The following is a 25,109-nucleotide window of genomic DNA, read 5'->3' as shown; positions in this document are numbered from 1 at the left end:
CAAGCGGATTTTCCCCTTCGCATGAACGCCCTGGAAACGGCCGTCCCTTCGCCGTTGACTGTGCGACGCTCAGTACATGACTCAGTACGCTCCGTCGGCCCGCCATGAGGCCGTCGCACTGATGCGGCAAGGGGTCCCCAATCGCGAGGTGGCCGAGCGCCTCGGGGTGCCGCGCGGGACTGTCGGCTGGTGGCGGCACGAAGACCGGAAGCTGCAGGGCGAGATCTTCGAGCGGCCCACCGACTGTCCCCAGTGCACGGGCCGCGCATTCGACCACCAGGCCTACTCCTATCTGCTCGGCCTCTACCTCGGCGACGGCCATATCGTCTCCAAGCCCAAGCAACACCATCTGTCGATCTACTGCGCCGACGCATGGCCCGGCTTGATCGAGGGCGCCGAAGAGGCGATGCGGAAAGTGATGCCCGCGCCCAGCGTCCGCCCCCGGCAGAAGAAGGGCTGCACCGAGGTGAAGTCCTACACCAGGCACTGGACCTGCATGTTCCCGCAACACGGACCGGGCAAGAAACACGAGCGGACCATCACCCTCGAAGCCTGGCAGCAGCAGATAGCCGACGAGTTCCCCTGGGACTTCATACGCGGGCTCTTCCACTCCGACGGCTGCCGCATCATCAACTGGACCACGCGGATGGTCGCGGGGAAACAGAAGCGCTACGAGTATCCCCGGTATTTCTTCGCCAACAAGTCCGACGACATCCGCAAGCTGTGCTCCGACACCCTGACGAAGGTGGGCGTCGAATGGTCCACCCTGGCCCGAGGGAGCGACCCCTTCAACATCTCCGTCGCCAAGCGCGCCTCCGTCGCCCTCATGGACACCCACATCGGGCCGAAGTACTGAGCCGCACACAGCACACCCCGCACTCCGGCCCGGATCACCCCCTACCGCGAGTCCGCCTCGCCAATCCGATGCACGCGGACCAGGTTCGTCGAGCCGGAGACGCCGGGCGGGGAGCCGGCGGTGATGATGACGAGGTCGCCCTTCTGGCAGCGGCCGATCCGCAGAAGCTCCTCGTCGACCTGGGCGACCATCTCGTCCGTGGAGTCGACCATGGGGCCGAGGAAGGTCTCCACGCCCCAGGTGAGGTTCAGCTGGGAGCGGGTCGCGGGTTCGGGGGTGAAGGCGAGGAGGGGGATGGGTGAGCGGTAGCGGGAGAGGCGGCGGACGGTGTCGCCGCTCTGGGTGAAGGCGACCAGGAACTTCGCGCCGAGGAAGTCACCCATCTCGGCTGCCGCGCGGGCGACCGCGCCACCTTGGGTGCGGGGCTTGTTGCGCTCGGTGAGCGGGGGGAGGCCCTTGGCGAGGATGTCCTCTTCGGCCGCGGCGACGATGCGGCCCATGGTCTTGACCGTCTCGATGGGGTACTTGCCGACGCTGGTCTCGCCGGAGAGCATCACCGCGTCCGTGCCGTCGATGACCGCGTTGGCGACGTCCGAGGCCTCGGCGCGGGTCGGGCGGGAGTTCTCGATCATGGAGTCGAGCATCTGAGTCGCGACGATGACCGGCTTCGCGTTCCGCTTGGCGAGTTTGATCGCGCGCTTCTGGACGATCGGCACCTGCTCCAGCGGCATCTCCACGCCCAGGTCGCCGCGCGCGACCATGATGCCGTCGAAGGCGTCGACGATCCCTTCGAGGTTCTCGACCGCCTGGGGCTTCTCGACCTTGGCGATGACCGGGAGCCGGATGCCCTCTTCCTTCATGACCCGGTGGACATCGATGACGTCGTTGCCGTTGCGGACGAAGGACAGGGCGATGACGTCGGCGCCGGTGCGCAGCGCCCAGCGGAGGTCTTCGACGTCCTTGTCGGAGAGGGCGGGGACGGAGACGGCGACGCCGGGGAGGTTGAGGCCCTTGTGGTCGGAGACCATGCCGCCTTCGATGACGATGGTGTGCACGCGGGGGCCTTCGACGTCCACAACTTCAAGGGTGACCCGGCCGTCGTCGACGAGGATGCGCTCGCCCCGGCTGACGTCGGTGGCCAGGCCCTTGTAGGTGGTGCCGCAGCGCAGGCGGTCGCCCTCGATCGGTTCGACGGTGATGGTGAACTCATCGCCGCGTTCAAGGAGTACGGGGCCTTCGCGGAAGCGGCCGAGACGGATCTTCGGACCTTGAAGGTCGGCGAGGATGCCGACGCTGCGACCGGTTTCGAGCGAGGCCTTTCGGACTCGCCGGTAACGCTCCTCGTGCTCGGCGTACGTGCCGTGGCTGAGGTTGAAGCGGGCCACGTCCATTCCGGCTTCGACGAGTGCCTTGATCTGCTCGTACGAGTCGGTTGCGGGTCCCAAAGTACAGACGATTTTTGCTCGGCGCATGCGGCGAGCCTATGACTTACCCGCGGGTAAAGAACCGGGAACCAGCCACTCCCCCATGGCCTTTAGGTGGCCGGCCGTCGACAACTAATGAAACGTGCGCGGGCGTGCTCTGATGAGCGGTTTATGTGACCCGCGCACGTCCGTGCGCGGGTCGCTCAAAGCTGCGGGGGCGACATCGTAAAACGGGCGTTGACCTGTGCGTATACGGTCTGGCGCTGGGGTTCGAGGTCCAGGGCGGGGGCGGCCTGGGGCGCGCCGCCGTAGCCGGCGGAGCGCGGGGCCGCCCCGTAGGCGACCGGGTAGGGCTGGTCGGCGCCCTCCGCGTCGAGGTCGGCCAGCTCGACGAGGGCGGTGAGCCGGGCGTCCAGCGCGCCCGCGTATTCACGGGCGCGCTGGACCGCCTCCCGTACGGCCTGGCGGCGCGCTTCGGCGTGGGCGGGCGAGTCGGGGCGCAGGCCCCATGTGGGGCCGTGGACCTGGGTGAGTTCGAGGTCGGCGAGGCGGGTGGTGAGCTCGCCTAGGGCGGTGAAGTCGGCGACGGTGGCGGAGAGGTGGACGCGGCCGTGGTAGGCGTGTATGCGCTCGTGGCGGCCCTTGGCGGTGAGCTGCGGGGTGATGGCGAAGGAGCCGGTCTCCAGCTTCTCGACCGCCTGGCCGTAGGACTTCACGAGGTCGAGGACCTGGGCGTTGCGGCGGGTGAGGTCTTCGAGGGCGGTGCGGCGGTCGCTGCCGCGCGCGCTGACGGTGATGCCGAGACGGGCGATCTCGGGGTCGACTTCGAGGCGGGCCTCGCCGCGGACCGCGACGCGCGGGGTTTCGGGGGTGCCGTAGGGCACGGCGGTCGTGGGCTGCGGGGAGGCGTGGTCCATGGGGTGGCTCCTTGCGCGCGGGTTGGAGGTTCTCGGGGTGGGTGGTTGTGCCGAGGGTTCTTGTGCCGAGGATGGTCGTTCGGGGCGGCGTTCTTGCGGTGGCGTTCTCGCGGTGGTGGCCGATCGTAGGCGTCTGTGAGCCGGTCGCCGACGTCTCGCGTCAGGCGGGTGTCTGGACCCGGCCCTGGGCGGGGCGGGTCCGGTGCAGCGACAGGGCGATGTCCACGAGCGGGACCCGGGGCAGCTCGGCGACCCGGTCGAGTTCGACCCAGGCCGCCTGGTCGGTGGAGCCGTTGGTCTCGTGGCGCAGCTGCCCGCCGACGACATGCGCGGTGTAGACGACGCGGAGGCCGTGGAAGTCGGCGTCGCGGCCCCGGCGGCGGGCGTAGCGGTGGTGGACGGAGTCGATGCCGAGGAGGTCGTCTATCTCGACGGTGTAGCCGGTCTCCTCCTCGACCTCGCGGATGGCGGCGTCGTACGGGTCCTCGCCGTGCCGGATGCCGCCGCCGGGCATCGTCCACTGTTTGCTGTCGGGCCCCACCCATCGGGCGAGGAGGATTCTGCCGTCCTGGATGCAGACGGCGTAGGCGGCGACTCGGAGTTGTCTGTTGGCCATCACCCAAGGATGGCCTGGGCGTCGGATGATCGAAAGCTGTCGCGCTGTTCGGGAAGGTGTCCGCCGGTGGTGCCGGGGTGGGTGGGCTGGAGGCCGAAGGTGGTGAAGGCGGTGCGGGGCGGGAGGGCGTAGACGGGCTCGGTGGTCAGCGAGTTGAGGATGACGGCGGAGCGCCAGGCGGCGAGGCCCAGGTCGGGGGCGCCCACGCCGTGGGCGTGGCGCTGGGCGTTCTGGACGTAGACGGGGCCCTTGACGAGGGGGTCGAGGACGATGCGGTGGTGTTCGTCGATGCGGGGGCGCTCGCGGGAGTCGCGGCGGATGTAGGGGTCGAGGGCGGCGATGATGGTGTCGATGCGCCGTTCGCGGTAGCCGGTGGCGAGGACGACGGCTTCGGTGGTGTGGCGGCTGCGGGTGCCCTGCTGGACGTGTTCGAGGTGGAGTTCGAGGCGGGCGGCGGCGGTGCGGCCGGCGGTGCGGACGGTGACGCCGGGGGTGAGCACGGCGTCGGGCCAGCCGCCGTGCCGGGTGCGGCGGTAGAGCTCGTCGTGGATCTCGGCCATGGTGTCGTGGGCGATGCCCTTGTAGAGCTGCCATTGGCGGGGCAGCAGTTGGTCGCGTACGCATTCGGGCAGGGCGTGGAAGTAGCGGGCGTAGTCGGGGGTGAAGTGTTCGAGGCCGAGCTTGCTGTACTCCATGGGGGCGAAGGCGGGGGTGCGGGTGAGCCAGTGAAGGCCTTCGGCGCCCGGGGGCCGGTTGCGGAGCAGGTCGAGGAAGACCTCGGCGCCGGACTGGCCGGAGCCGACGACGGTGACATGGCCGGTGGTCAGCAGCTCTTCGCGGTGTTCGAGGTAGTCGGCGGAGTGGATGACGGGCACGCCGGGGGCGTCGACGAGGGGGCACAGGGGTGCGGGGACGTGGGGTTCGGTGCCGACGCCGAGCACCAGCGCGCGGGCGTAGCTGCGGCCCATGTGGCGGGCCTCGCCGGCGGCGTCGAGTTCGGTGAAGTCGAGTTCGAAGAGGAGGTGGTCGTGGTTCCAGCGGACGGCGTCGATCTGGTGGCCGAAGTGGAGGCCGGGGAGGTGGCGGCTGACCCAGCGGCAGTAGGCGTCGTATTCGGCGCGTTCGATGTGGAAGCGCTCGGCGATGTAGAAGGGGAAGAGCCGTTCGTGGGTCTTGAGGTAGTTCAGGAAGGACCAGGGGCTGGTCGGGTCGGCGAGGGTGACGAGGTCGGCGAGGAACGGGACCTGGATCGTGGCGCCGTCGACGAGGAGGCCGGGGTGCCAGTGGAAGGCGGGGCGCATGTCGTAGAAGGCGGTGCGCAGGCAGGGGATGCCGTGGGCGAGGGCGGCCAGGGAGAGGTTGAACGGTCCGATGCCGACACCGGCGAGGTCCAGGGGCTGTTCGGGTCCGGCGGCGGGGGTGGGGGGTTGGGCGGTGCTCATGGGGTGCTGCCTTCCACGAGTTCGACCAGCGCCCGCAGGTCGCTGGGCTGGGTGTGCGGGTTGAGGACGGTGGCCTTGAGCCAGAGCCCTTCGCGGGTGGTGGCACGGCCGAGGACGGCCCGGCCCTCGCGCAGGAGGCGGCGTCGTACGGCTGCGACGGTGGCCGGGTCGGCTCCGGCGGGCCGGAAGAGGACGGTGCTGATGGCGGGGCGGGCGTAGAGGTCGAGGCCGGGGCGGGCGTCGATGAGGTCGGCGAGGTGCTGGGCGGCGGCGCAGGCTCGTTCGACGAGGTCGCCGAGGCCGCGGCGGCCGAGGGCGCGCAGGGTGACGGCGATTTTGAGGATGTCGGGGCGGCGGGTGGTGCGCAGGGAGCGGCCGAGGAGGTCGGGGAGGCCGCCGGCGGTGTCGTCGTCGGCGTTGAGGTAGTCGGCGCGGTGGGCGAGCGGGGCGAGGACGGCGCTGTCGGGGACGGCGAGGAGGCCGGCCGCGGCGGGCTGCCAGCCGAGTTTGTGCAGGTCGAGGGCGGTGGTCCGGGCCCGGTCGAGGCCGTCGAGCCGGGCTTTGAGGGTGTCGCTGAACAGGAGCGGCCCACCGTAGGCGGCGTCGATGTGAAGGGTGGCCGGGTGGTGGTCGCAGAGGTCGGCGATGTGCGGCAGGGGGTCGATGGCGCCGGTGTCGGTGGTGCCGGCGGTGGCGACGACGAGCACGGGGTGGGGTGGGCGCGGCAGTGCGGCGAGGGTGTCGTGGAGGCGGGCGGGGTCGAGGACGCCGGTGGGGGTGGGGATGGTGAGGGGCGCGGGGAGGCCGAGGAGCCAGGCGGCGCGGTGGACGCTGTGGTGGGCGTTGGCGCCGCAGACGATCCGGAGGGGGGCGGTGGCGCCCGCGGTGCGGGCTGCCTCGCGGGCGAGCAGCAGGGCGAGTTGGTTGGCCTCGGTGCCGCCGGTGGTGACGAGGGCGTCGGGGGCCGGGCGGTGGGGGTGGACGAGCCGGGCCAGGGCGCGGCAGGTGAGCGTTTCGAGTTCGCCGGCGGCGGGGGCCTGGTCCCAGGAGTCGAGGGAGGGGTTGAGGGCGCTGGCGGCGAGGTCGGCGGCGGCCGCGACGGCGAGGGGCGGGCAGTGCAGATGGGCGGTGCAGTGCGGCTCGGCGGGGTCGGCGGCGCCCGCGGCGAGGGCCCGGACGAGGGTGTGCAGGGCCTGGTGGGCGCCAGTGCCGACGGCGGGGAGGACGGGCTCGGCCGCGGCCCGTACGCGGCGGGCGACGGCCCGGGGGCCGCCGGGTGGGAGGGGGCCGCCGCGGTCGGCGGCGCCGGTGGCGAGGGCGTCGATGACGGTGTCGAGCATCGGGCGGAGCGCGCGCGGGCCTTCGATACCACCGGCCAGGAGGCGGGCGGTCGCGGAAGCGGGCACAGGCATGGGTGTGCCCCTCGTTTCGAGGTCGGGCAGGGAGAGCGGTCCTGGGCGATGGCTCAAAAGCAGCGCCGGGCCGCGCGGGGGCGGGTCTCACAGCCTCGGTGAGCGGACCGGGCGCGCGGGACGGGCGTAACCTCTGAACAGGCCCTAAAGTACTTCGCGCGCAAGCGGTTCGGCCTGTCGTCGCGACAGGTCCACTCGTACGTGGTAGTGGTGGCGCGTGAATTGATCGCGGCGGCGTGAAGCGCGGCGCCGGTTTCCGTAGGATGCCCGGCACAGGAACGTCGAGCGGGCCGGGGGGCGCCGTGGACAGGCAGCCGGACGACAGCGGCCTGGTCGAAGAGGTCATCGCCTCGATGATGGCCGCCTCGCGGCTGCTGGTGGCGATCTCCGCGCGGGCGCTCGCCTCGGTCGACGAGACGCTGACGGCGACGCAGCTGCGCGCCCTGGTGGTGCTGGACAGCTGTGGCCCCGCGAAGCTGGCGGCGCTGGCGTCCGGGCTCGGGGTCAACCCGTCCACCGCCATGCGGACGGTGGGCCGGCTGGAGTCGCTGGGCCTGGTGGACCGGCGGGCCAATCCGGACAGCCGCCGGGAGGTGGTGCTGCGGGTGACCGACCGGGGCGCGGAGGTGGTGGCGCGGGTGCTGGACTACCGGCGCGCCGAGATCTCCGTCCTGGTGGAGCGGCTGCCCGCCGAGGCGCGGGCCGGTCTTGCCCGTGGCCTGCGGGCGCTGAACGCGGTGGCGGAGGAGCCGGATCTGCGTGCGGCGGGCCCGTCCGGGGCGGGGCCGGCCCGGGTCAGCGAGGTGCTCGCCGCCGCTTCCGGGGAGGTGCGTCCGCGCCGTCAGGACCGGTGAGCGCCGGGTGGCGGTACGGCCGGGCGGGGGTGCGGGAGCGGTAGACCACGTACGGCCTGGCCAGGTAGCCGAGGGGGGCGGCGAAGGCGTGGACGAGCCGGCTGAAGGGCCACAGCGCGAACAGGGCCAGGCCCAGCAGGGCGTGCAGCCGGTAGACGAGGGGGGCGTGCGCCATGGCCGGGACGTCGGGGTCGAGGGTGAACAGGCTGCGGAACCAGACGGACACGCCCTGCCGGTAGTCGTAGGCGTCCGCGCTCGCGCCGGTGGCGGTGGCGGTGAGCCCGGCCAGCAGGACGGCGGCGAGCACCGGGTAGACGAGCCGGTCGCTCCGGCTGGTCGCCGCCCGTACGGCCGGTACCCGCAGCCGCCGGTAGAGCAGCAGCCCAAGGCCCGCGGCGGTGGCGAGGCCCGCGGTGCCGCCGACGAGCAGCGCGTTGGCGTGGTAGAACCCTTCGCTGACGCGCAGCCGCTCGGTCAGCGATTCGGGGACGATCAGGCCGACGACGTGGCCCGCGGCGACGAACAGCAGCCCGAAGTGGAAGAGCGGGCCGCCGATGCTCAGCAGGCGGTGTTCGTGCAGCTGGCTGGAGCGGGTGGTGAAGCCGAAGCGGTCGTAGTGGTAGCGCCAGGCGGCGCCGGCGGCGAAGAGGACGAGCACGAGGTAGGGCAGCACGCCCCACAGGGCGATGTTGAGGTGGTTCATCGGCCGGTTCCTCCCGGAAGGTGGCCGGCGCGCTGGGGGGCGGCGGCGAAGGGGGTAGTGGTCTGGGGTAGGGCCGGGTGGAAGAAGGAGGGGGTCCCTCCAGGCCCGCCAGGGCCTAGGGGGAGGGTCGAGGGGCAAGCATGGGCGTGCCCCGTGAGGAGAGCGCAGCGGCGCTGCGTGCGACGAGCGGGGTGCGGCCAGGCGCCGCCCATCGGCACGCGACGCCGCCCGGCCCTACCCCAGACCACTTAGCCCGACCGCTTCGGCGGGCGGTCCGCTGCGGGCGAGCGCCAGGGCTGTGGCGCGGTCGGCGGGCGAGGGGCCGGGCAGGGTGTCGCAGACGGCGCGCAGCACGTCGGCGTAGGGGCTGTCGTGGTCGGTCAGGGCCATTCTCAGCAGCTCGATCGCGGGGCGGTGTTCGCTCAGCAGCCGCGCCCCCGGGGCGGGGCAGCGGGCGGCGAACTCCAGGGCCAGGGGCAGGTGGTCGGGCAGTTCGTCCTCGGGGGGCTCCCAGCCGTGGGCGCGGTAGCGGGCCTTCCACTCGGCGAGCGAGCCGCCGCGGCGCCGGGTGTCGCCGTCGGTGTAGTAGGTGAGGTGCAGGGTGCGCCGCCGGCTGCGGTCGAAGGTGACGACGTAGCGGGCGGCCAGGTCGAGTACGGAGATGTCCTGTACGGCGGCGCAGAACCGCAGCAGTGGTGCGGTGCCGGGGCCGGTCAGTTCGCCGAGGGCGTCGCGTACCAGGGTCAGGCGCGCGGGCCAGTGCTGGTCGGGGTAGCCGAGGAGGAGGGCGGCGGCCTGGTGCACGGCGGGGGTGGCCGGGCCGGCCGGGTTCAGCGGACTCATGGGCGTCATCCCTGCTCTTCGGCGCGGCGCGGGAACAGTCCGCTGGGGCGTCCGCGGCCGTTCCAGTTGAGCAGGTTGAGCCGGCCGGCGAGCCCCGTTCCGGCTCCGGTGCCCGCTCCGGCTCCGGCGGGTGCGGGTACCGGCGGGGCGTGGAAGTCGTCGGCGCCGGGGAAGCCGTCGGGCATCATGCCGGGCAGCCCGTCGGCGTCGAGGCTGCAGGTGTCGGTGGGTCCGTCGCTGCCCGAGCCCGCGGCGTAGCCGGTGGGGATGACGTACCGCTCGTCGTACTTGGCCAGGGCGAGCAGCCGGTACATGGCCTCGATGGTCTCCTGGTCCATGCCGACCGCGCGGGCGATCGCGGGGTCCCGTTCCTCGCCGAGGTTGATGTGCCGCATGTGGCTGCGCATGGCGGCGAGCCGGCACAGGGCCGCCTCGACCGGTTCCGGGTCGCCGGCGGTGAACAGTTCGGCGAGGTAGGAGACGGGGATGCGCAGGGCGTCGATGGCGCCGAAGAGGTTGGCCGGCTCCTCACCGTCGTGGCCGGTGGCGGTGAGCGCGTCCACGACCGGGGAGAGCGGGGGGATGTACCAGACCATGGGCATGGTGCGGTATTCGGGGTGCAGCGGCAGCGCCACCTTGTACTTGTTGATCAGCGCGTGGACCGGGGAGCGCCGGGCGGCCTCGATCCAGTCGTGCGGGATGCCGGACTCCTCGGCGGCGCGGACCACGTCCGGGTCGTCGGGGTCGAGGAAGCAGCCGAGCTGGGCCTCGTAGAGGTCCTTCTCGTCGGGGACGGCGGCGGCCTCGCCGACCTTGTCGGGGTCGTAGAGCAGCACGCCGAGGTAGCGCAGCCGGCCCACGCAGGTCTCGGAGCACACGGTGGGCTCTCCGGCCTCGATCCGCGGGTAGCAGAAGGTGCACTTCTCGGCCTTGCCGCTGCGGTGGTTGAAGTAGACCTTCTTGTACGGGCAGCCGCTGACGCACATCCGCCAGCCGCGGCAGCGGTCCTGGTCGACGAGGACGATGCCGTCCTCGACCCGCTTGTACATCGCGCCGGAGGGGCAGACCGCGACGCAGGAGGGGTTGAGGCAGTGTTCGCAGATGCGCGGCAGGTAGAACATGAAGGCCTGCTCGTACTCCAGGCGGACCTTCTCGGCCATTTTGACCAGGACGGGGTCGCCGGCGAGGTGTTCGGGGCCGCCGCCGAGGTCGTCGTCCCAGTTGGGGCCCCAGGTGACGGCGGTGGGGCGGCCGTCGATGAGGGAGCGGGGCGGGGCGGTGGGCAGGTCCTCGCCGAGGGGGGCGGTGGTGAGGTTGTCGTAGTCGTACGTCCAGGGCTGGTAGTAGTCGTCGAGGGAGGGGAGTTCGGGGTTGGCGAACAGCCGGGCGAGGCGGCGGGCGCGGCCGCCGCTGCGCGGCACGAGCCGGCCGCCCTTGAGCTGCCATCCGCCCTTCCACTTGTCCTGGTCCTCGTAGCCGCGTGGATAGCCCTGGCCGGGGCGGGTCTCGACGTTGTTGAACCAGACGTACTCGGTGCCCGAGCGGTTGGTCCAGGTCTGTTTGCAGGTGACCGAGCAGGTGTGGCAGCCGATGCACTTGTCGAGGTTCATGACCATGGCGACCTGGGCCATCACCCTGGGGCGGGACGGCTGGCGGCGGGGCATGTCAGTACTCCACGTTCTGGGACCGGCGCCGGATGACGGTGATCGCGTCGCGCTGGTTGCCGGTCGGTCCGTAGTAGTTGGGGGCGAAGGAGAGCTGCGCGTAGCCGCCGATGAGGTGGGTGGGCTTGATGAGCAGCTTGGTCAGGGCGTTGTGGGCGCCGCCCCGGCCGCCGGTGGCCTCGGACTTGGGCACGTTCACCAGGCGTTCCTGCACGTGGTACATGAACACGGTGCCTTCGGGCATGCGGTGGGAGACCACGGCGCGGGCGACGACGACGCCGTTGGCGTTGACCGCTTCGATCCAGTCGTTGTCGGCCACGCCGATGGCCTGGGCGTCGGGGACGCTGAGCCAGATGACGGGGCCGCCGCGGGCCAGCGTCTGCATGATCAGGTTTTCCTGGTACTCGGAGTGGATGGACCACTTGGAGTGCGGGGTGATGTAGCGGACGGTGACCGAGCGGCCGTCACCGCCGCCGGCGCCGTGGGTGCCGGGCGGCGGGGCCTCGCCGAGGGCGGCCATGTCCAGCGGGGGCCGGTAGACGGGCAGTTGCTCGCCGAGTTCGGCCATCCAGTCGTGGTCCAGGTAGAAGTGCTGGCGGCCGGTGAGGGTGTGCCAGGGCTTGCGGTGTTCGGTGTTGATGGTGAACGGCGCGTAGCGGCGGTCGGGGGCCTCCTTGCCCGACCATTCGAAGCTGGCGCCGACCTGCACGGGGCGGGTCTGGGTGTCGGAGAACACCACGCGGCGTTCGGCCACCGAGGCGCCGAGTTCGGTGAGGCCCGAGGCCGGGCCGCAGCGGTCGGCGAGCTGCCGGAACCCTTCCGCGGCGAGGCGTCCGTTGGTGGTGCCGGAGAGGGCGAGGATCGCCTCGCACATCTTGGTGTCGGTGTCCAGCAGTGGCCGTCCCTTGGCTGCGCCCCGTACGGCGGTGCCGCAGCGGTCCGCGAGCCAGGCGGCCTCGGGGGTGGGGTCGACGCCCACGCCCTTGACCCGCATGCCCTGCCGCTCGGCGAGCGGGCCGAAGGCGGCGAGCTGGTCGGCGACGGCGGTGTAGTCGCGTTCGACGAGGGCGAAGTCGGGCAGGTTCCGGCCGGGCACGGCGCCGGTCACGGTGCCGGTCGCCGCGTCGCGCCAGTCCGGGACGGTGCCGCCGGGCTGGGCGGTCTCGCCGGGGGTGTCGTGCATCAGGGCGCAGGCCACCAGGTCGTGGGCGCTCTCCAGCCGTCCGGCGGCGAGTTCGCTCAGTTTGCGGGCGAGGCCGTGGAAGATCTCGAAGTCGGTGCGGGCCTGCCAGGGCGGGATGATCGCCGGGGTGAAGGCGTGGACGTACGGGTGCATGTCGGTGCTGGACAGGTCGTGTTTCTCGTACCAGGTGGCGGCGGGCAGCACGAGGTCGGCGAAGAGCGTGGTGGAGGTCATCCGGAAGTCCAGCGCCATCAGGAGGTCGAGCTTTCCGCGCGGCGCCTCCTGTCGCCAGGTGACGTCCGCCGGGCGGTTGCCCGGCGGGGCCTCCTCGGCGGTGGCGTTGTCGCGGGCGCCGAGCAGATGGCGCAGGAAGTACTCGTTCCCCTTGGCCGAGGACCCGATGAGGTTGGCCCGCCAGACGGTCAGCACGCGGGGCCAGTTCTCGGGTGCGTCCGGGTCCTCGCAGGCGAAGTCCAGTTCTCCCGCAGCCAGTTGCCCGGCGATCCACTCCCCCGCCGGCTGTCCGCTCTCCTTCGCCCGGCGGCCGAGGTCGAGGGGGTTGGCGGCGAAGGTGGGGTACGAGGGCATCCAGCCAAGCCGCATGGACTGGGCGACCAGGTCCGCGGTGTGGCGGCCGGCGAACAGGCCGCTGCTGGTGGGGGACGCCAGCGCGTCGGCCCCGTACCGCTCGTAGCGCCACTGGTCGGTGTGCAGATACCAGTACGGGGTGCCGGCCATCTGCCGGGAGGGCCGTACCCAGTCGGCGGCGGTGGCCATTTGCTGCCAGCCGGTGAAGGGGCGCACCTTCTCCTGGCCCACGTAGTGGGCCCAGCCTCCGCCGTTGACGCCCTGGCAGCCGGTGAGGAGCAGCAGGGTGAGGAACGAGCGGTAGATGGTGTCGGAGTGGAACCAGTGGTTGGTGCCCGCCCCCATCACGATCATGCAGCGCCCGTTGCTCTTCTCGGCGGTGTCCGCGAACTCGCGGGCCGCGCGGATCACGGCGGCGGCCGGTACGGAGGTGATGGCCTCCTGCCACGCGGGGGTGCCGGGCACCGAGGCGTCGTCGTAGCCGGTCGGCCACTGCCCCTCAAGGCCGGGGCGGCCCACCGCGTACTGGGCCATGAGCAGGTCGAAGACCGTGGTGACCAGCCGCCCGCCGAGCCGTCGCACGGGGACGGAGCGCCGGACGGTCGCGCCGGACTCGTCAAAGCGGGGCAGTTCGACCAGGGTGGTCTCGGTGGTTTCGGCTCCGGCGGTTCGATGGAGTGTCAGCCGGGGGGTGATGCCGGCCAGGTCCAGGTTCCAGCGGCCCTCGCCGCCCTTGCCCCACCGGTCGCCCAGGGTGCCGTTGGGCACGACCGGGCGGTCGGTTTCCGTGTCGTAGAGCACCGGCATCCAGCGCCGGGCCGCCTCGTCGGCGTGGGCGGCCAGGCCCGGGTCGGTCTCCTCCAGGTCGGCGGCGGTGAGGAACTTGCCGGGGACGCGGGGTCCGGACGGCTCGCGCTCCACCAGGTCCACCAGGAAGGGCAGGTCGGTGAAGCGCCTGACGTAGTCGGTGAAGTAGGGGACCTCCCGCTCGGCGAAGAACTCCTTGAGGATGACGTGGCCCATCGCCATGGCGACCGCGCCGTCGGTGCCGGGGTGGGGGTGCAGCCACTCGTCGGCGAACTTGGTGGCGTCCGCGTAGTCCGGGGAGACCACCACCACCTTCTGGCCCCGGTAGCGGGCCTCGGCCATCCAGTGGGCGTCGGGGGTGCGGGTGACCGGGACGTTCGAGCCCCACAGCATCAGATAGGCGGCGTCCCACCAGTCGCCGGACTCGGGGACGTCGGTCTGGTCGCCGAACACCTGGGGGGAGGCGATGGGCAGATCCGCGTACCAGTCGTAGAAGGAGATCATCGGCGCGCCGATCAGCGACATGAAGCGGGCGCCGACGGCGTGCGAGGCCATGGACATGGCGGGGATCGGGGAGAAGCCGGCGATCCGGTCCGGGCCGTAGGCCTTCAGGGTGTGCACATGGGCGGCCGCCGCGATCTCCAGCGCCTCGTCCCAGCCGATGCGGACCAGCCCGCCCTTGCCGCGGGCCGACTGGTAGCGGTGGCGCTTGTCGGGGTCGCCGGTGATCTCGGCCCAGGCGGCCACCGGGTCCCCGAGCCGCGCCTTGGCCTCACGGTAGAGCTCGACGAGCACGCCACGGGCGTGCGGGTAGCGCACCCGGGTGGGCGAGTAGGTGTACCAGGAGAAGGAGGCGCCGCGCGGGCAGCCGCGGGGCTCGTACTCCGGCCGGTCCGGGCCGACCGAGGGGTAGTCGGTCTGCTGGGTCTCCCAGGTGATCAGCCCGTCCTTGACGTACACCTTCCAGGAGCAGGAGCCGGTGCAGTTCACGCCGTGCGTGGAGCGCACCACCTTGTCGTGGGCCCAGCGCTCCCGGTACGGGGAGTCCTCCACGGTCTGGTCGGTCCGGTACACGGCCCGCAGGTCCAGGGTGGTCGGGGTGCGCCTGAGGGACGCCCCGGCCCGCAGGAGGCGCTCGGTCACCGCTGACGCGGCTGACTCGACCTCCGATCGTGTTGTGCGACGCGCCACGGACCAACAACTCCTCTGGGTGGGGGGCCAGGTCAGGCGCCGTTTCCCCCGCCGGCGGACATGACCTGCTTCGGTTCGCGCCACAGCATTGCCCGCGAATCAGCCACACCGTCTGACCGCTTTCAGCCATTTAGCATCACCTGAAACTGTTTTTTCTTGCACTTTGCAATGCTTGCCTCAGGCGTATGTCTTGCCCGCAAGGCAAAAGTTGACGGAAGTTGACGAGGCATCAAACGCGCCTGGTTGATCGGTACGGCGCGGGCCTCCTCACCGCCCGGGCGGCGCCGCACGGCGGACGTTGCCTTTTCTTGACCTCTTTATCTGGCCAAATCCACGATCGCCCAACGCGCCGATCGCGACCAGCGCCCATGCCCCGGAGGCAGCCCAGGCCATCACATGCCCCACGGCCACCAGGCGGTGCGGCCCCTCGGCGGTGCCCAGGGCGGCGGAGGACACGGCGTACATGCCCAGCGGGAAGACGATCGTCCACCAGGTCGGCTCATAGGCCAGCGGCACCCGGTGCACCCGGTGCCGCCAGATCCCGGCGGCCAGCAGCACCGGCACCAGACAGGTGATCCAGCCCCACATGACCAGCAGAAACCCCGCGGCGACGTCCCCCGGCGGCGAGGCGTCGAGCCCTTGCGGGACGAGCCGGGCACCGGCCAGCAGGCTGATCGCGCAGGCGCCCATCGTGACCCAGTACGGCGGCGACAGCTCCTGCGGCCGTATCCCGAGGCGCACCATCCGGCTCGCCACCGCCACGGCCACCGCGACATACAGCGCCACGCCGAGGGCCCAGCCGGCCGCCTTCGCCGCCAGGGCCCGATGGGGTTCCAGCGCGGCGCCCGCGATCACCGCGGACTGCAGGCCCACCACACACAGAAACCAGCTGCCGTCGACGTGCCGCAGCACCCCGCCGGGCCCCAGCGCGCGCACCACCCGGGCCGCACACCACATCAGGGCCAGCCATACGGGCAGGGCCACGGCCAGCAGAATCGCCGCGGCCGGCCGCCAGGGACCGGCCGCCAGCCGGGTGGCGAGCACATCGGAGCCCGCGACGAAGGTGAAGAATCCGAACACCTTCGCCGGGTCCCTCAGCTGCGCCGCCACCTCCTTCCGGTGCCCGGTCAGCCGCCGCGCCCAGGCCACCAGCAGCAGCCCGTACATCACCAGAGCCGCCGCCAGCAGCCCGTCGGAAACCCATCGCGGGCCCGCGGCGCGGACCCCCTGCGAGACGATGCCGGTCGCCATCACCGGCGCGAAGCCGCCCGGCCGCAGCTCCCGGTCCGCCCGTACACGTGTCATCCACATCACGCCAGGAGGCTGCCACCGGCCCGGCGCGCCGACGCCGTGGTCCGGCCGGGCGGGATCTCGCCAGGGGCGTGTTCGGCCAAAGACATCCCATGATCTGGCCACGCCGTCTTGGTGATTGCTTGGCGCTATGCAGAGATACCCGATACCCGCCGGGGCGCCCGGCCGCCCCGGCCGTACCGGGCGGCCCGAACAGGTGTCGCGAACAGGGCCGCGAACAGATGAACGCCCCCTCGGAAGGGGGCGTGGGGTGGCCGGCCGCGGCGGTCGGGCGGGGTGCGGGGCGCCTTTCCCGGGCGCCCCGCCGCCGGGGCCAGGCCCTGTCCGGCGCACAGCGCCGTCCGAACAGCGCCGTCCGCCGGAGGCGGTGCTCAGCCCCTGTCCCCCGCGGCCACCGCCGCCTCCTCCTGGGCCCGCTGGACGTGCAGCGCCCGGCGCAGATCGTCGATCTGGTCGGCGAGGCGGCGGCGCAGCGCCGGGAACGCCGGGGACATGGCCGGGTCGTCGGCGCTCAGGCACTCCTCCCCCAGCCGCAGGGTCGCCTCGTCCACCGTCGTCGGGAAGCACCAGCGGGCCACCGATTCGGCGATGGCGGGGCCGCGGCGGGCGGCCAGGGCGACGGCGGCCGGGAAGTACGCGGGGACGTACTCGGCGAGCAGGGCGTGCTGCTCGGGCTGCCAGAAGCCCAGCGACGTGGCGGTGACCAGGTAGTTGGACAGCTCGGGGCCGTCGGCGTCGAAGAGCGCGGCCCAGGCGGCGCGCTTGGCCTCGGCGTCGGGGAGCGCGGCGCGGCAGCGGGCGGCGCCCTCCTGGCCGGTGGCGCTGGAGTCCCGGGCGAGTTCGGCGTCGATGTCGCCCGGGGTGACGGCGCCGAGGACGGCGAGGCGCCGGAGGATCTGCCAGCGCAGCTCGGGGTCGAGAGCCGGGCCGCCGGGGACGGTGTCGCCATCCAGCCAGTCGCTCAGCTCGGCGGCCGAGGTGGCGCTGTCGACGAAGGTGCGCACGGCGGCGAGCCGCAGCCCGGGGCCCGAGCCGTCCTCGGTGCGGCGCAGCAGGTCACGGCAGGTGGCGGTGATGGTGGCGAGGGCGGCGGCGCGCCGGGGGGCGGGGAGGTAGCGGTCGGCGATCTGGGTGCGGGCGAAGGCCAGGACGCCCTGGACGATGGCTATGTCGGTCTCGTGCGGGAGATGGGCGCGGGCGGCGTCCAGGTAGGCGCCGGGCGGCAGTTCGCCGTCGCGCACCATGTCGCGCGCGGCGTTCCACACGACGGCGCGGTTGAGGGCGTCGGGGAGGCCGGACAGGGAGCGCAGGGCCGTCTTCCAGGAGCCGGGGTCCAGCCGGATCTTGGCGTAGGTGAGGTCGCTGTCGTTGAGGAGCAGCAGGTCCGGGCGGGGTCCGCTGAACGGGAGGGTCAGCGAGGAGCCGTCGGTCAGCTCGGCCTCGACGCGGTCGCGCAGCACGAGCTTGTGGGGGGCGGCGGGTTCGTGGTCGTACAGGCCGATGGCGATGCGGTGCGGGCGGCTGGTGGCGCTGTCGCCGGCTCCGGCTCCGGCTCCGGCTCCGTTGCTTCCGGCGGGGTTTCCGGCTGGGCTTCCGTCGTGGCTTCCCCGGTGGTGGATCTCGGCGGTCCACCGGCCGCCGCTCGCGGTGATCACGGGGGTGAGGGTGTCCACGCCGGTGGTGCGCAGCCAGCGGTCGGCCCAGGCGTGCACGTCCCGGCCGGAGGCCTCGGCGAGGGAGTCGATGAAGTCGGCGAGGGTGGCGTTGGCGAAGCGGTGCCGGGCGAAGTGGGTGTTGATGCCGTCGAGGAAGTTCTTCTCGCCGAGCCAGGCGACGAGCTGGCGCAGCGCGGAGGCGCCCTTGGCGTAGGAGATGCCGTCGAAGTTGAGGCGGGCGGCGGCGGTGTCGGGGACCTGCTCGGGCTCGGGGGCCACGGGGTGGGTGGAGGGGCGCTGGTCGGCGTCGTAGCCCCAGTTCTTGCGGCGGACGCCGAAGTCGGCCCAGGTGTCGGTGTAGCGGGTGGTCTGGGTGAGGGTCTGGTAGCCCATGTACTCGGCGAAGGACTCGTTGAGCCAGATGTCGTCCCACCACTTCATGGTGACCAGGTCGCCGAACCACATGTGGGCCATCTCGTGGGCGATGACCATGGCGCGGGTCTGCCGTTCGGCGTCGGTGACGGCGGAGCGGTAGACGAATTCGTCGCGGAAGGTGACGAGGCCGGGGTTCTCCATGGCGCCGGAGTTGAACTCCGGGACGAACGCCTGGTCGTAGGAGTCGAAGGGGTACGGCTCGTCGAAGATCTCGTGGTAGTGGTCGAAGCAGCGGCGGGTGATGTCGAAGAGTTCGTCGGCGTCGGCTTCGAGGTACGGGGCCAGCGAGCGGCGTACGTGCAGGCCGAACGGCAGCCCGGCGTGCTCGGTGCGCACCGAGTGGTACGGGCCGGCGGCCAGCGCGAGCAGGTAGGTGCTGATGGGCGGGGTGGGCGCGAGCCGCCAGCGGCCCTCGTGCGGCTCGCCGACGCGGGTGGCGATGCCGTTGCCGAGGACGGTCCACTCGGGCGGGGCGGTGACGTGCACCTCGAAGACGGCCTTGAGGTCGGGCTGGTCGAAGCCGACGAAGACGTCGTTGGCGTCGGACATACAGCACATGGTGTAGAGGTACGTCTCGCCGTCGGCGGGGTCGGTGAAGCGGTGCATGCCCTCGCCGGTGCGGGAGTAGCGCATGTCCGTCTCGACGCGCAGCTCGTGCTCGCCCTCGGCGAGCCCGGTGAGCGGCAGCCGCCCGTCGGCGATCACCTGCTCGGCGTCCGCGAGGGGAAGCTCCTGGCCGTCGAGCACGACGCTGTGCAGGGCGGCCGGACTGAGCTCGGCGAAGGTGTCCACGTCCGATTGGCGCGCGCTGAAGCGGATGGTGGTGGTGGAGCCGAAGATCTGGTCGCCACGGGTCAGGTCGAGGTCGAGGGTGTAGTGGTGGACCTCGATGAGGCGAGCTCGGGTCTGCGCTTCGTCGCGCGTCAGTACGGACATGGAGACATGCTGCCCTACTGCCTGTGGACGTCACACGCCCGGGAAGAGGTTGCGCGGCGCGGTCGGGTCCTGTCGCGGTTCGAGGGTGGTGCGCGGGGGCTGTGGGTGGGTGCCGGGGGCGTCAGGGCGCGGCCAGGCGCCGCTCCGGCGTGGGGCGGTGGGCCGTGGTCCAGGCGTGGGCGGCGCCCACGGCAGCGGACGCGCCGAGGTCGTGCAGCCGCGCCATGGCCGGGGCGGCGGTGTCCCAGTCGATGAGGGCGACGGGGGCCGTGCTACGAAAGCACCTCGCGGCCGTGCTCGTCGGTGCCGAGGTGGCGGGGCGCGCCGGGCCGGCCGCGCCGGGTGAATGGGTGAGGAGGGCGCGTACGCAGCCGGCCCGCTCGGCCGGGCGGCGCCGGACCGTGTTCCCGACGCGGACGACCTCGGTGACGAAGCCGCCGGGCAGCGGCTCTCGTCGGCGGTCATGATTCGGCGGTCATCGTTCAGGCGCTCACGGCTCAGGAGCGCGCGATCGTCTCGTGGTGGCGGATGACCTCCGCGATGATGAAGTTGAGGAGCTTCTCCGCGAAGGCCGGGTCGAGCTTGGCGCTCTCCGCGAGGTCGCGGAGCCGCTTGATCTGGCGGGCCTCCCGGGTCGGGTCGGCCGGGGGGAGCTTGTGGGCGGCCTTGAGGTAGCCGACCTGCTGGGTGCACTTGAAGCGCTCGGCCAGCATGTGGACCACCGCCGCGTCGATGTTGTCGATGGAGTCGCGCAGCCGGGTCAGCTCGGCGCGCACGGACTCGTCGATCTCGTCGTTGGTGCTCATGGTGGCGGCCCCGTCGGTCCCCTCGGTCTCGGTGTGCGTCATGACCAGTGACCTTATGCGGCCCGGGGCGCTCCTGTGACCAGTGGGTGGGCCGGGGCCGGGTCGCGGAGGCCGCCCCCGGCCCCTGTGGGGGGTTGGGAAGGGGCCGAAGGCGGCCGATCCGCTCGGAGTGCTCTCCCCGGTCGAGCGCCTCCACCGTGGAGGAGTGGGATATGGAGGCGGAGGTTCCCTCCGCGGTCGGTTTTTCTCGGTGCGCCCCGCCTATCGTCAAGGACATGATTGCGAAGCTGCAGTGCACCGTCATCGACTGCCCCGACCCCGTCGCGCTGGCCGGTTTCTATGCCGGGATCCTGGGCTGGCGCGTGGACGCGGGCGATCCGCAGTGGGTGTGGCTCATCTCGCCGGACGGCCCGCGGTTCGCCTTCCAGGCGGCCCCCGACCACAAGCCGCCGCGCTGGCCGGACCCGGACCATCCGCAACAGGTCCATCTGGACTTCGACGTGGACACGATCGAGGACGTGGAGCGCGCACAGCGGGAGGTGATCGCTCTGGGTGCGACGTTCCTGCACGACAGCGGCGGCGAGCGGTCGGGGTTCCGGGTCTTCAGCGACCCCGCCGGGCATCCTTTCTGTCTCTGCTACGGACAGAGCTGAGCCGCGGCGGCGCGCAGCGCCGCTCCCGCGCCGGTGCGGATCGGATCACCGTGGCCGAAGCAGGCGGTCTCCACGTCCAGGGCCGCCTGCCGGTGGAAGGACCGCGCGGTTTCCCCGGGGTCGACGTTGAAGACGCCCGGCATCAGCTGCCGGACGTTGGCGATCGAGTCGCCCGTGAACAGGGCGCGCAAGGACGGCAGATGGAGGGCGACGCTGCCGGCCGTATGGCCGGGCACATGCACGATCCGCGCCTCCTGGCCCCAGTCGAGGGCGTCGCCGTCGGCCACTTCCCGGTCGACCGGGACCGGGCGGGGCGGCGGGACCTGGGGCGTGTGGGCGGCGTGGAGGGGCCGCTCCCAGTCGGCGAGCACGGGCGGGGGGATCGTCTCCGTCCCGCTGATGGCGGGCGCGTCGGCCGCGTGGGCGAGAACCCGGGCGCCGGTGGCCTCGGCCAGCCCGGCCGCCGCGCCGTAGTGGTCGGCGTGGCCGTGGGTGATCAGGATCTCGCGCAGCTCGCCGAGTCCGCGCAGCGCGTCGAGGATCTGCCGCTCGTGGCCCGCCCAGCCGCAGTCGACGAGCGCACAGCCGTCGGGGAGCCGTACGGCGTAGGCCTGGCCGACCGGGAAGCGCAGCATCCGGATGTCCGGGGTGACGTCTGTGATCTCCATCCCGCAGACGGTAGGAACCGGGGCGCGGGGTGCCGAGGCGGTTCTGCCCCTGGCAGACACGCCAGGGGCGAACGCCGGGGCCGGCGGGGAGCCGGCCCCGGGGCGGTGGGTCAGCCGCCGAGCTGGGTGGCGCCCGCCTTGATGTCCTTGGCGAAGGTGCTCACCTCGGTGTAGACGCCGGGCTTGCCGGGGCGGGCGCAGCCGTCGCCCCAGCTGACGATGCCGACCTGGATCCACGCGCCGCTGTCGTCCTTGCGGAACATCGGGCCGCCGGAGTCGCCCTGGCAGGTGTCGACGCCGCCGGTGCTCATGAACCCGGCGCAGATCTCCTCGCCCGCGACGAGGTCGCTGTACGCCCTCTTGCAGGTGGTGTCGTCGACGAACGGCACGGTGGCCTTGAGCAGGTAGCGCTGCTGGCCGCCGCCCTCGACGGCGGCGCCCCAGCCCGCGACCGTGAAGTCACCCTTGTTGTAGGCCGTGGTCTCGGCGATCTTCAGGGTGGGCTGGTTGATGGGCTTGGCGAGCTTGATCAGGGCCCAGTCCTTGCCGGTGCCGTTGTAGCCCGGGGCCTGCAGGACCCGGGTGGACTTGACCTTGACGGCGCTGGAGCTCTGCAGGTCCACCACGCCGGCGGTGGCGGTGATGGAGGTGTTGGCGCCGCTGCCGTTGACGCAGTGGGCGGCGGTGAGCACGATGTCCTGGGTGTAGAGGGCGCCGCCGCAGCCCATGGACAGCCGCACCATGAAGGGGAATTCTCCCTGGGCGGCGCGGGTGCCGCCGACGACGGAGGGGCCGGGTTCGGCGCTCTTGGCCTGGGCCAGGGAGGTGCCGGGCATCAGGCTGAACGCGGCGAGAGCGACGGCTCCGACGGCGGCCGATCTCTTGACGGGCTTCCGGAGATTCCGCAACGGGGTTCCTTTCGTGGGGGGTTGGGCTGCTTGCCAGGCTCATGCCAAGCAGCGATGCGATTATCTGGACGCACCGATCAGCCTGACAAGGGTCGCTTTCCGGCCACGCCCATCAGCCACACCGACCGGCCCGGCCTGCGGCGCGGCCGGGCCCCGCGCCCGTAGAGTTGAATCAGGGGACACGGCGGACAACGGGTACGGGGTGACGGCGTGGCGGCACCTGGCAGCGACATCGAGCACGGATTCCCGCACCTGGACACCGTCCGGGCCGCGCTCACCGCGCTCTACAAACGCCTGTCGTACGACGGGGTGCGGACCTACGAGCTCAGCGTGGCCCCCGGCGATGTGGCCTTCTGCGACCAGGACGACCTCTACCTCGGCGTCCAGCGCGTCGCCCGGGTCATGGTGCGGCAGCTGCGCCTCCCGGACGCGCGCATGATCGTGAGCTTCCGCGAGATGCGGCACGCGGGAAACATCGAGCTGGCCGCAGGACCCGAGTACTTCATCGAGCTCAACTCCCGCTTCAAGACCCACCGCCGGGACATCGGCGCGGCCCTCGCCCACGAGGTCACCCACGTCTATCTGCACCGGCTCGACCTGTCGTTCCCCGGCACCCGCGCCAACGAGATCCTCACCGACACCACCGCCGCCTACCTCGGCGCGGGCTGGCTGCTGCTCGACGCGTACCGCCAGGACTCCGTCTCCAGCCAGAAGCTCGGCTATCTGACCCCGGAGGAGTTCGGATACGTCCTGGCCAAGCGGGCGCTGGCGTTCGGCGAGGACCCGGCCGTCTGGTTCACCAGCCCGCAGGCGTACGAGGCGTACGCCAAGGGCCTGGACGTGGCGCGCCACGACGAGCGGCAGCCGCCGCTGGCCGCATGCGGCTGGGCGGGTCGCCGCCGGTACGCGCGGGACCGCCGGTTCGCACAGGCCGACCCCGAGGCGCCGCCGCCGGCCGGCCCGGCCGGATACGCCTTCGAGACCGGCTCCCCGCTGCGCGTCTCGTTCCCCTGCCCGACCTGCCGGCAGCGCATCCGGGTCCCGGTGCGCGGCAGGATGCGGGCCCGCTGCGGTCTGTGCCGCACGGTGCTGGAGTGCGACACCTGACCGGGCCATGCCGCGTCGGGCGTCCGAGGTCGTAGGCTCGGCCGCATGAGCCCCTCCATCGCCACCAACACCCGCGTCGGCCGCGACGAACTGCTGGAGTTCGTACGGCCGCGCCACCGCGCCATCCTGCTGACCCGCCGCGCCGACGGCTCGCCGCAGGCCTCCCCGCTGACGTGCGGCGTCGACGACGCGGGGCGCGTCGTCGTGTCGACCTACCCCGAGCGCGCCAAGGTCCGCAACGCGCGGCGCGATCCGGCCGTCAGCGTCATCGTGCTCTCCGACGAGTGGAACGGGCCGTGGGTGCAGATCGACGGCGCCGCCGAGGTGATCGACATCCCCGAGTCCGTGGAGCCGCTGGTCGAGTACTACCGGAACATCGCGGGCGAGCACCCGGACTGGGACGAGTACCGGGCCGCCATGGTCAAGCAGGGCAAGTCGCTGATCCGGATCGCCCCGGAGCGCTGGGGCCCGATCGCCACCGGCGGCTTCCCCGCCCGCCTGGCCGAGAACGAGGGGTAGGAGCGGTGCGGGCGCGGCATGGTCCGCCTTCGAAGGCGGACCATGCCCGCGTGGCCTGCCGCGCCCGGGTCAGCAGGCGCCGGGGCGGGCGTAGAGGACGACCACCATGCCCTGGACCTCCCGCTCGGCGCACCGGCGGAAGTACTGGTCGAGCACCTCGCGCTTGACCCGCTCCTGAGGGGTGTCGTCCACCGGCTTGCCGGGCGGGTCCATCACCGCGGCGATCCGCTGGACGGCCAGCATGCGGGCGCGGATGCGGGGCGCGGGCAGCTCTGTGCCGTGCAGGGTGGCGGAGGGCACCGCGTGCCGGGCCAGGGCCAGTTCCTTCAGGCCGCGGAACTCCCCTGGGCTCGACAGGATGGGCTCACGCCGCCGCGCGGGCATGAACAGCACCCCGTCCCCGGGCCGGGTCAGCTCCCCTACGGCGCGCGCCGCGGCCATCGGGTCGTCCAGGCGGCTCTGCGGCGTCCGCAATTGGATCGAGTACGGCAGCAGGGCGGCCACCGCGACGGCGGCCAGCGCCGCGGCCGCGGCCTTCGGATGCCGGACGGCGCGCAGCACGGCCTCCAGCGCGGCGCCCGCCAGCAGGGCGAATCCGGCGTAGGCGTACAGGACATACCGGTCGACGTAGATCGGGTGGATGAAGGAGACCGCCAGCAGCGTCGCGCCCGGCAGGACCAGCAGCGGCAGCGCGAGCGCGCGCAGCGGGACGGGTCCGGCCGCGGCCGAGGGGACCTTGGCGCAGCCGAGCCCCACCAGGGCCGGTACGGCGAAACCCAGCAGCTCGGGCGGGCCGGGGTCGTCTATCCACCCCACCAGCGCGGCCTGCTGCTGGCTGACGATCACCAGCGGCGCCAGCGCGACGGCCACGGCCCCGGCCGCCCGCGCCCAGGCCCACCGGACCGGTGTGGGAACGCGGGCCAGGAGCAGCGCCACGCCGTGGGCGAGCACCGCCAGGACCGCGAACTCGTGCAGCAGACAGGTGACCGACGCGGCGGCGGCGTACCCGGCCCAGGTCCGCCTGCGGGGACGCGCGACGGCGGACAGCAGCAGATGGGTGCACCAGACGACCGCCGCGCAGACCAGGGCGTATGAGCGCCCCTCCTGCGCGTACCGCTGCACCGCCGGGGCGAGCGCGAAGACGACCCCGGCGGCCAGCCCAGCCCGGGGCCCCGCGAGCCGGTGCCCGAGCAGCGCCACTCCGGCGGCCGCGGCGGCCATGGCCAGCGTCGAGGGGAGCCGCAGCGCGAGCAGCCCGCCGTCCCACAGGGTGAAGACGCCGTGCATGAGCAGGTAGTACAGGCCGTGGGCGACATCGGCCGCGCCGAGCAGCTGCCAGAGGTCGGCGACGGAGCGGTGGGCGACCTGATACGTCGTCGACTCGTCCCGCCACATGCTGTTCTGACGGCGGATTCCCCACAGGCCGAGCGCCAGCGTCAGCCCGGCCGGGACGAGCGCGACGGCGGCGCGCCGCCAGGGGCGGCGGGGCGCCGTGGGCGCGGGCGCGGGGCGGAGGCGGGGGACGGCCCGGGCTGCGGTGTCGAGGGCGGGCGGGAGGGCCATGGCGTAGGGGACTCCGATCGGAGCGGAGGGTTCGGAGCGGGACGTGAA

General features: G+C 72.6%; 20 protein-coding genes. 5 read left to right on the top strand and 15 right to left on the bottom strand.

Features of this window, described 5'->3' with window-relative positions:
• Nucleotides 1–76 precede the first annotated feature (76 nt).
• A complete protein-coding gene (locus ACFZDL_RS12310; protein ID WP_353592987.1) occupies nucleotides 77–856 on the top strand; it encodes a helix-turn-helix domain-containing protein in 780 nt (259 codons plus the stop codon).
• 41 nt (nucleotides 857–897) lie between these two features.
• On the opposite strand, the gene pyk is transcribed toward ACFZDL_RS12310, so the two are convergent.
• The 5 genes from pyk to ACFZDL_RS12285 all read right to left on the bottom strand — a co-directional run bounded on the left by pyk (nucleotide 898) and on the right by ACFZDL_RS12285 (nucleotide 6,667).
• On the bottom strand, nucleotides 898–2,328 hold the full coding sequence (gene pyk / locus ACFZDL_RS12305) for a pyruvate kinase (RefSeq protein WP_353592986.1): 1,431 nt from the start codon (nucleotides 2,326–2,328) through the stop codon (nucleotides 898–900).
• 155 nt (nucleotides 2,329–2,483) lie between these two features.
• Nucleotides 2,484–3,197 carry an SIMPL domain-containing protein gene (locus ACFZDL_RS12300; RefSeq protein WP_353592985.1) on the bottom strand — a complete coding sequence of 238 codons (714 nt, stop codon included), beginning with the start codon at nucleotides 3,195–3,197 and terminating at the stop codon, nucleotides 2,484–2,486.
• A gap of 160 nt (nucleotides 3,198–3,357) precedes the next feature.
• On the bottom strand, nucleotides 3,358–3,813 hold the full coding sequence (locus ACFZDL_RS12295; RefSeq protein WP_353592984.1) for an NUDIX hydrolase: 456 nt from the start codon (nucleotides 3,811–3,813) through the stop codon (nucleotides 3,358–3,360).
• Nucleotides 3,813–5,255: a SidA/IucD/PvdA family monooxygenase gene (locus ACFZDL_RS12290; protein WP_353592983.1), complete on the bottom strand. Its 1,443-nt coding sequence runs from the start codon at nucleotides 5,253–5,255 to the stop codon at nucleotides 3,813–3,815. The genes ACFZDL_RS12295 and ACFZDL_RS12290 overlap by 1 nt, the downstream gene beginning before the upstream one ends.
• Nucleotides 5,252–6,667: an aminotransferase class V-fold PLP-dependent enzyme gene (locus ACFZDL_RS12285; RefSeq protein WP_353592982.1), complete on the bottom strand. Its 1,416-nt coding sequence runs from the start codon at nucleotides 6,665–6,667 to the stop codon at nucleotides 5,252–5,254. Before ACFZDL_RS12285 ends, ACFZDL_RS12290 begins: the two co-directional genes overlap by 4 nt.
• A gap of 302 nt (nucleotides 6,668–6,969) precedes the next feature.
• On the opposite strand from ACFZDL_RS12285, the gene ACFZDL_RS12280 reads away from it, so the two are divergent.
• The gene (locus ACFZDL_RS12280) at nucleotides 6,970–7,521 is read left to right on the top strand and encodes a MarR family transcriptional regulator (RefSeq protein WP_353592981.1); all 552 of its coding nucleotides are present in this window, start codon (nucleotides 6,970–6,972) and stop codon (nucleotides 7,519–7,521) included.
• Here ACFZDL_RS12280 and narI read toward each other — a convergent pair.
• From narI to ACFZDL_RS12245, 7 genes are all read right to left on the bottom strand, one after another.
• On the bottom strand, nucleotides 7,463–8,224 hold the full coding sequence (narI, locus tag ACFZDL_RS12275) for a respiratory nitrate reductase subunit gamma (RefSeq protein WP_353592980.1): 762 nt from the start codon (nucleotides 8,222–8,224) through the stop codon (nucleotides 7,463–7,465). The genes ACFZDL_RS12280 and narI overlap by 59 nt on opposite strands.
• Before the next feature lie 234 nt (nucleotides 8,225–8,458).
• The gene (gene narJ / locus ACFZDL_RS12270; protein ID WP_353592979.1) at nucleotides 8,459–9,067 is read right to left on the bottom strand and encodes a nitrate reductase molybdenum cofactor assembly chaperone; all 609 of its coding nucleotides are present in this window, start codon (nucleotides 9,065–9,067) and stop codon (nucleotides 8,459–8,461) included.
• A gap of 5 nt (nucleotides 9,068–9,072) precedes the next feature.
• Nucleotides 9,073–10,731 (bottom strand): nitrate reductase subunit beta, encoded by a 1,659-nt coding sequence (gene narH / locus ACFZDL_RS12265; RefSeq protein WP_353592978.1) that lies wholly within the window; start codon nucleotides 10,729–10,731, stop codon nucleotides 9,073–9,075.
• A 1-nt stretch (nucleotide 10,732) separates the two neighbouring features.
• Nucleotides 10,733–14,500 carry a nitrate reductase subunit alpha gene (locus tag ACFZDL_RS12260; RefSeq protein ID WP_391191002.1) on the bottom strand — a complete coding sequence of 1,256 codons (3,768 nt, stop codon included), beginning with the start codon at nucleotides 14,498–14,500 and terminating at the stop codon, nucleotides 10,733–10,735.
• A 267-nt stretch (nucleotides 14,501–14,767) separates the two neighbouring features.
• Nucleotides 14,768–15,805: a tellurite resistance/C4-dicarboxylate transporter family protein gene (locus ACFZDL_RS12255; protein ID WP_353592976.1), complete on the bottom strand. Its 1,038-nt coding sequence runs from the start codon at nucleotides 15,803–15,805 to the stop codon at nucleotides 14,768–14,770.
• Nucleotides 15,806–16,182: 377 nt separating this feature from the next.
• Entirely contained in the window at nucleotides 16,183–18,837 is a 2,655-nt protein-coding gene (gene pepN / locus ACFZDL_RS12250) for an aminopeptidase N (RefSeq protein WP_353592975.1), read from the bottom strand.
• A 497-nt stretch (nucleotides 18,838–19,334) separates the two neighbouring features.
• Entirely contained in the window at nucleotides 19,335–19,643 is a 309-nt protein-coding gene (locus tag ACFZDL_RS12245; protein WP_353593068.1) for a chorismate mutase, read from the bottom strand.
• 275 nt (nucleotides 19,644–19,918) lie between these two features.
• Here ACFZDL_RS12245 and ACFZDL_RS12240 point away from each other — a divergent pair, with 275 nt between their 5' ends.
• On the top strand, nucleotides 19,919–20,296 hold the full coding sequence (locus ACFZDL_RS12240) for a VOC family protein (protein WP_353592974.1): 378 nt from the start codon (nucleotides 19,919–19,921) through the stop codon (nucleotides 20,294–20,296).
• Here the strand turns inward: ACFZDL_RS12240 and ACFZDL_RS12235 are convergent.
• The gene (locus ACFZDL_RS12235) at nucleotides 20,281–20,964 is read right to left on the bottom strand and encodes an MBL fold metallo-hydrolase (protein ID WP_353592973.1); all 684 of its coding nucleotides are present in this window, start codon (nucleotides 20,962–20,964) and stop codon (nucleotides 20,281–20,283) included. The genes ACFZDL_RS12240 and ACFZDL_RS12235 overlap by 16 nt on opposite strands.
• Before the next feature lie 110 nt (nucleotides 20,965–21,074).
• Entirely contained in the window at nucleotides 21,075–21,872 is a 798-nt protein-coding gene (locus ACFZDL_RS12230) for a serine protease (protein ID WP_353592972.1), read from the bottom strand.
• 210 nt (nucleotides 21,873–22,082) lie between these two features.
• On the opposite strand from ACFZDL_RS12230, the gene ACFZDL_RS12225 reads away from it, so the two are divergent.
• Nucleotides 22,083–22,979, top strand: a complete 897-nt coding sequence (locus ACFZDL_RS12225) for a hypothetical protein (RefSeq protein WP_353592971.1) — start codon at nucleotides 22,083–22,085, stop codon at nucleotides 22,977–22,979.
• Between the two features lie 45 nt (nucleotides 22,980–23,024).
• Nucleotides 23,025–23,498, top strand: a complete 474-nt coding sequence (locus tag ACFZDL_RS12220) for a PPOX class F420-dependent oxidoreductase (RefSeq protein WP_353592970.1) — start codon at nucleotides 23,025–23,027, stop codon at nucleotides 23,496–23,498.
• A 69-nt stretch (nucleotides 23,499–23,567) separates the two neighbouring features.
• Here ACFZDL_RS12220 and ACFZDL_RS12215 read toward each other — a convergent pair whose 3' ends face one another.
• Nucleotides 23,568–25,061 carry a glycosyltransferase family 39 protein gene (locus ACFZDL_RS12215; RefSeq protein ID WP_353592969.1) on the bottom strand — a complete coding sequence of 498 codons (1,494 nt, stop codon included), beginning with the start codon at nucleotides 25,059–25,061 and terminating at the stop codon, nucleotides 23,568–23,570.
• Nucleotides 25,062–25,109 lie beyond the last annotated feature (48 nt).

This window comes from Streptomyces sp. NPDC007917, from assembly GCF_042959105.1.
In the GTDB taxonomy this organism is placed as follows: Bacteria; Actinomycetota; Actinomycetes; order Streptomycetales; family Streptomycetaceae; genus Streptomyces.
Note: the sequence above shows the minus strand (reverse complement) of the source record. Positions and strands in the feature narration are given on the sequence as shown.

Coding starts and splice junctions, on each gene's coding strand:
- ACFZDL_RS12310 (WP_353592987.1), top strand. CDS start 77: ATGACTCAGTACGCTCCGTCGGCCCGCCATGAGGCCGTCGCACTGATG.
- pyk (WP_353592986.1), bottom strand. CDS start 2,328: ATGCGCCGAGCAAAAATCGTCTGTACTTTGGGACCCGCAACCGACTCG.
- ACFZDL_RS12300 (WP_353592985.1), bottom strand. CDS start 3,197: ATGGACCACGCCTCCCCGCAGCCCACGACCGCCGTGCCCTACGGCACC.
- ACFZDL_RS12295 (WP_353592984.1), bottom strand. CDS start 3,813: ATGGCCAACAGACAACTCCGAGTCGCCGCCTACGCCGTCTGCATCCAG.
- ACFZDL_RS12290 (WP_353592983.1), bottom strand. CDS start 5,255: ATGAGCACCGCCCAACCCCCCACCCCCGCCGCCGGACCCGAACAGCCC.
- ACFZDL_RS12285 (WP_353592982.1), bottom strand. CDS start 6,667: ATGCCTGTGCCCGCTTCCGCGACCGCCCGCCTCCTGGCCGGTGGTATC.
- narI (WP_353592980.1), bottom strand. CDS start 8,224: ATGAACCACCTCAACATCGCCCTGTGGGGCGTGCTGCCCTACCTCGTG.
- narJ (WP_353592979.1), bottom strand. CDS start 9,067: ATGAGTCCGCTGAACCCGGCCGGCCCGGCCACCCCCGCCGTGCACCAG.
- narH (WP_353592978.1), bottom strand. CDS start 10,731: ATGCCCCGCCGCCAGCCGTCCCGCCCCAGGGTGATGGCCCAGGTCGCC.
- ACFZDL_RS12255 (WP_353592976.1), bottom strand. CDS start 15,805: ATGACACGTGTACGGGCGGACCGGGAGCTGCGGCCGGGCGGCTTCGCG.
- pepN (WP_353592975.1), bottom strand. CDS start 18,837: ATGTCCGTACTGACGCGCGACGAAGCGCAGACCCGAGCTCGCCTCATC.
- ACFZDL_RS12245 (WP_353593068.1), bottom strand. CDS start 19,643: ATGAGCACCAACGACGAGATCGACGAGTCCGTGCGCGCCGAGCTGACC.
- ACFZDL_RS12240 (WP_353592974.1), top strand. CDS start 19,919: ATGATTGCGAAGCTGCAGTGCACCGTCATCGACTGCCCCGACCCCGTC.
- ACFZDL_RS12235 (WP_353592973.1), bottom strand. CDS start 20,964: ATGGAGATCACAGACGTCACCCCGGACATCCGGATGCTGCGCTTCCCG.
- ACFZDL_RS12220 (WP_353592970.1), top strand. CDS start 23,025: ATGAGCCCCTCCATCGCCACCAACACCCGCGTCGGCCGCGACGAACTG.
- ACFZDL_RS12215 (WP_353592969.1), bottom strand. CDS start 25,061: ATGGCCCTCCCGCCCGCCCTCGACACCGCAGCCCGGGCCGTCCCCCGC.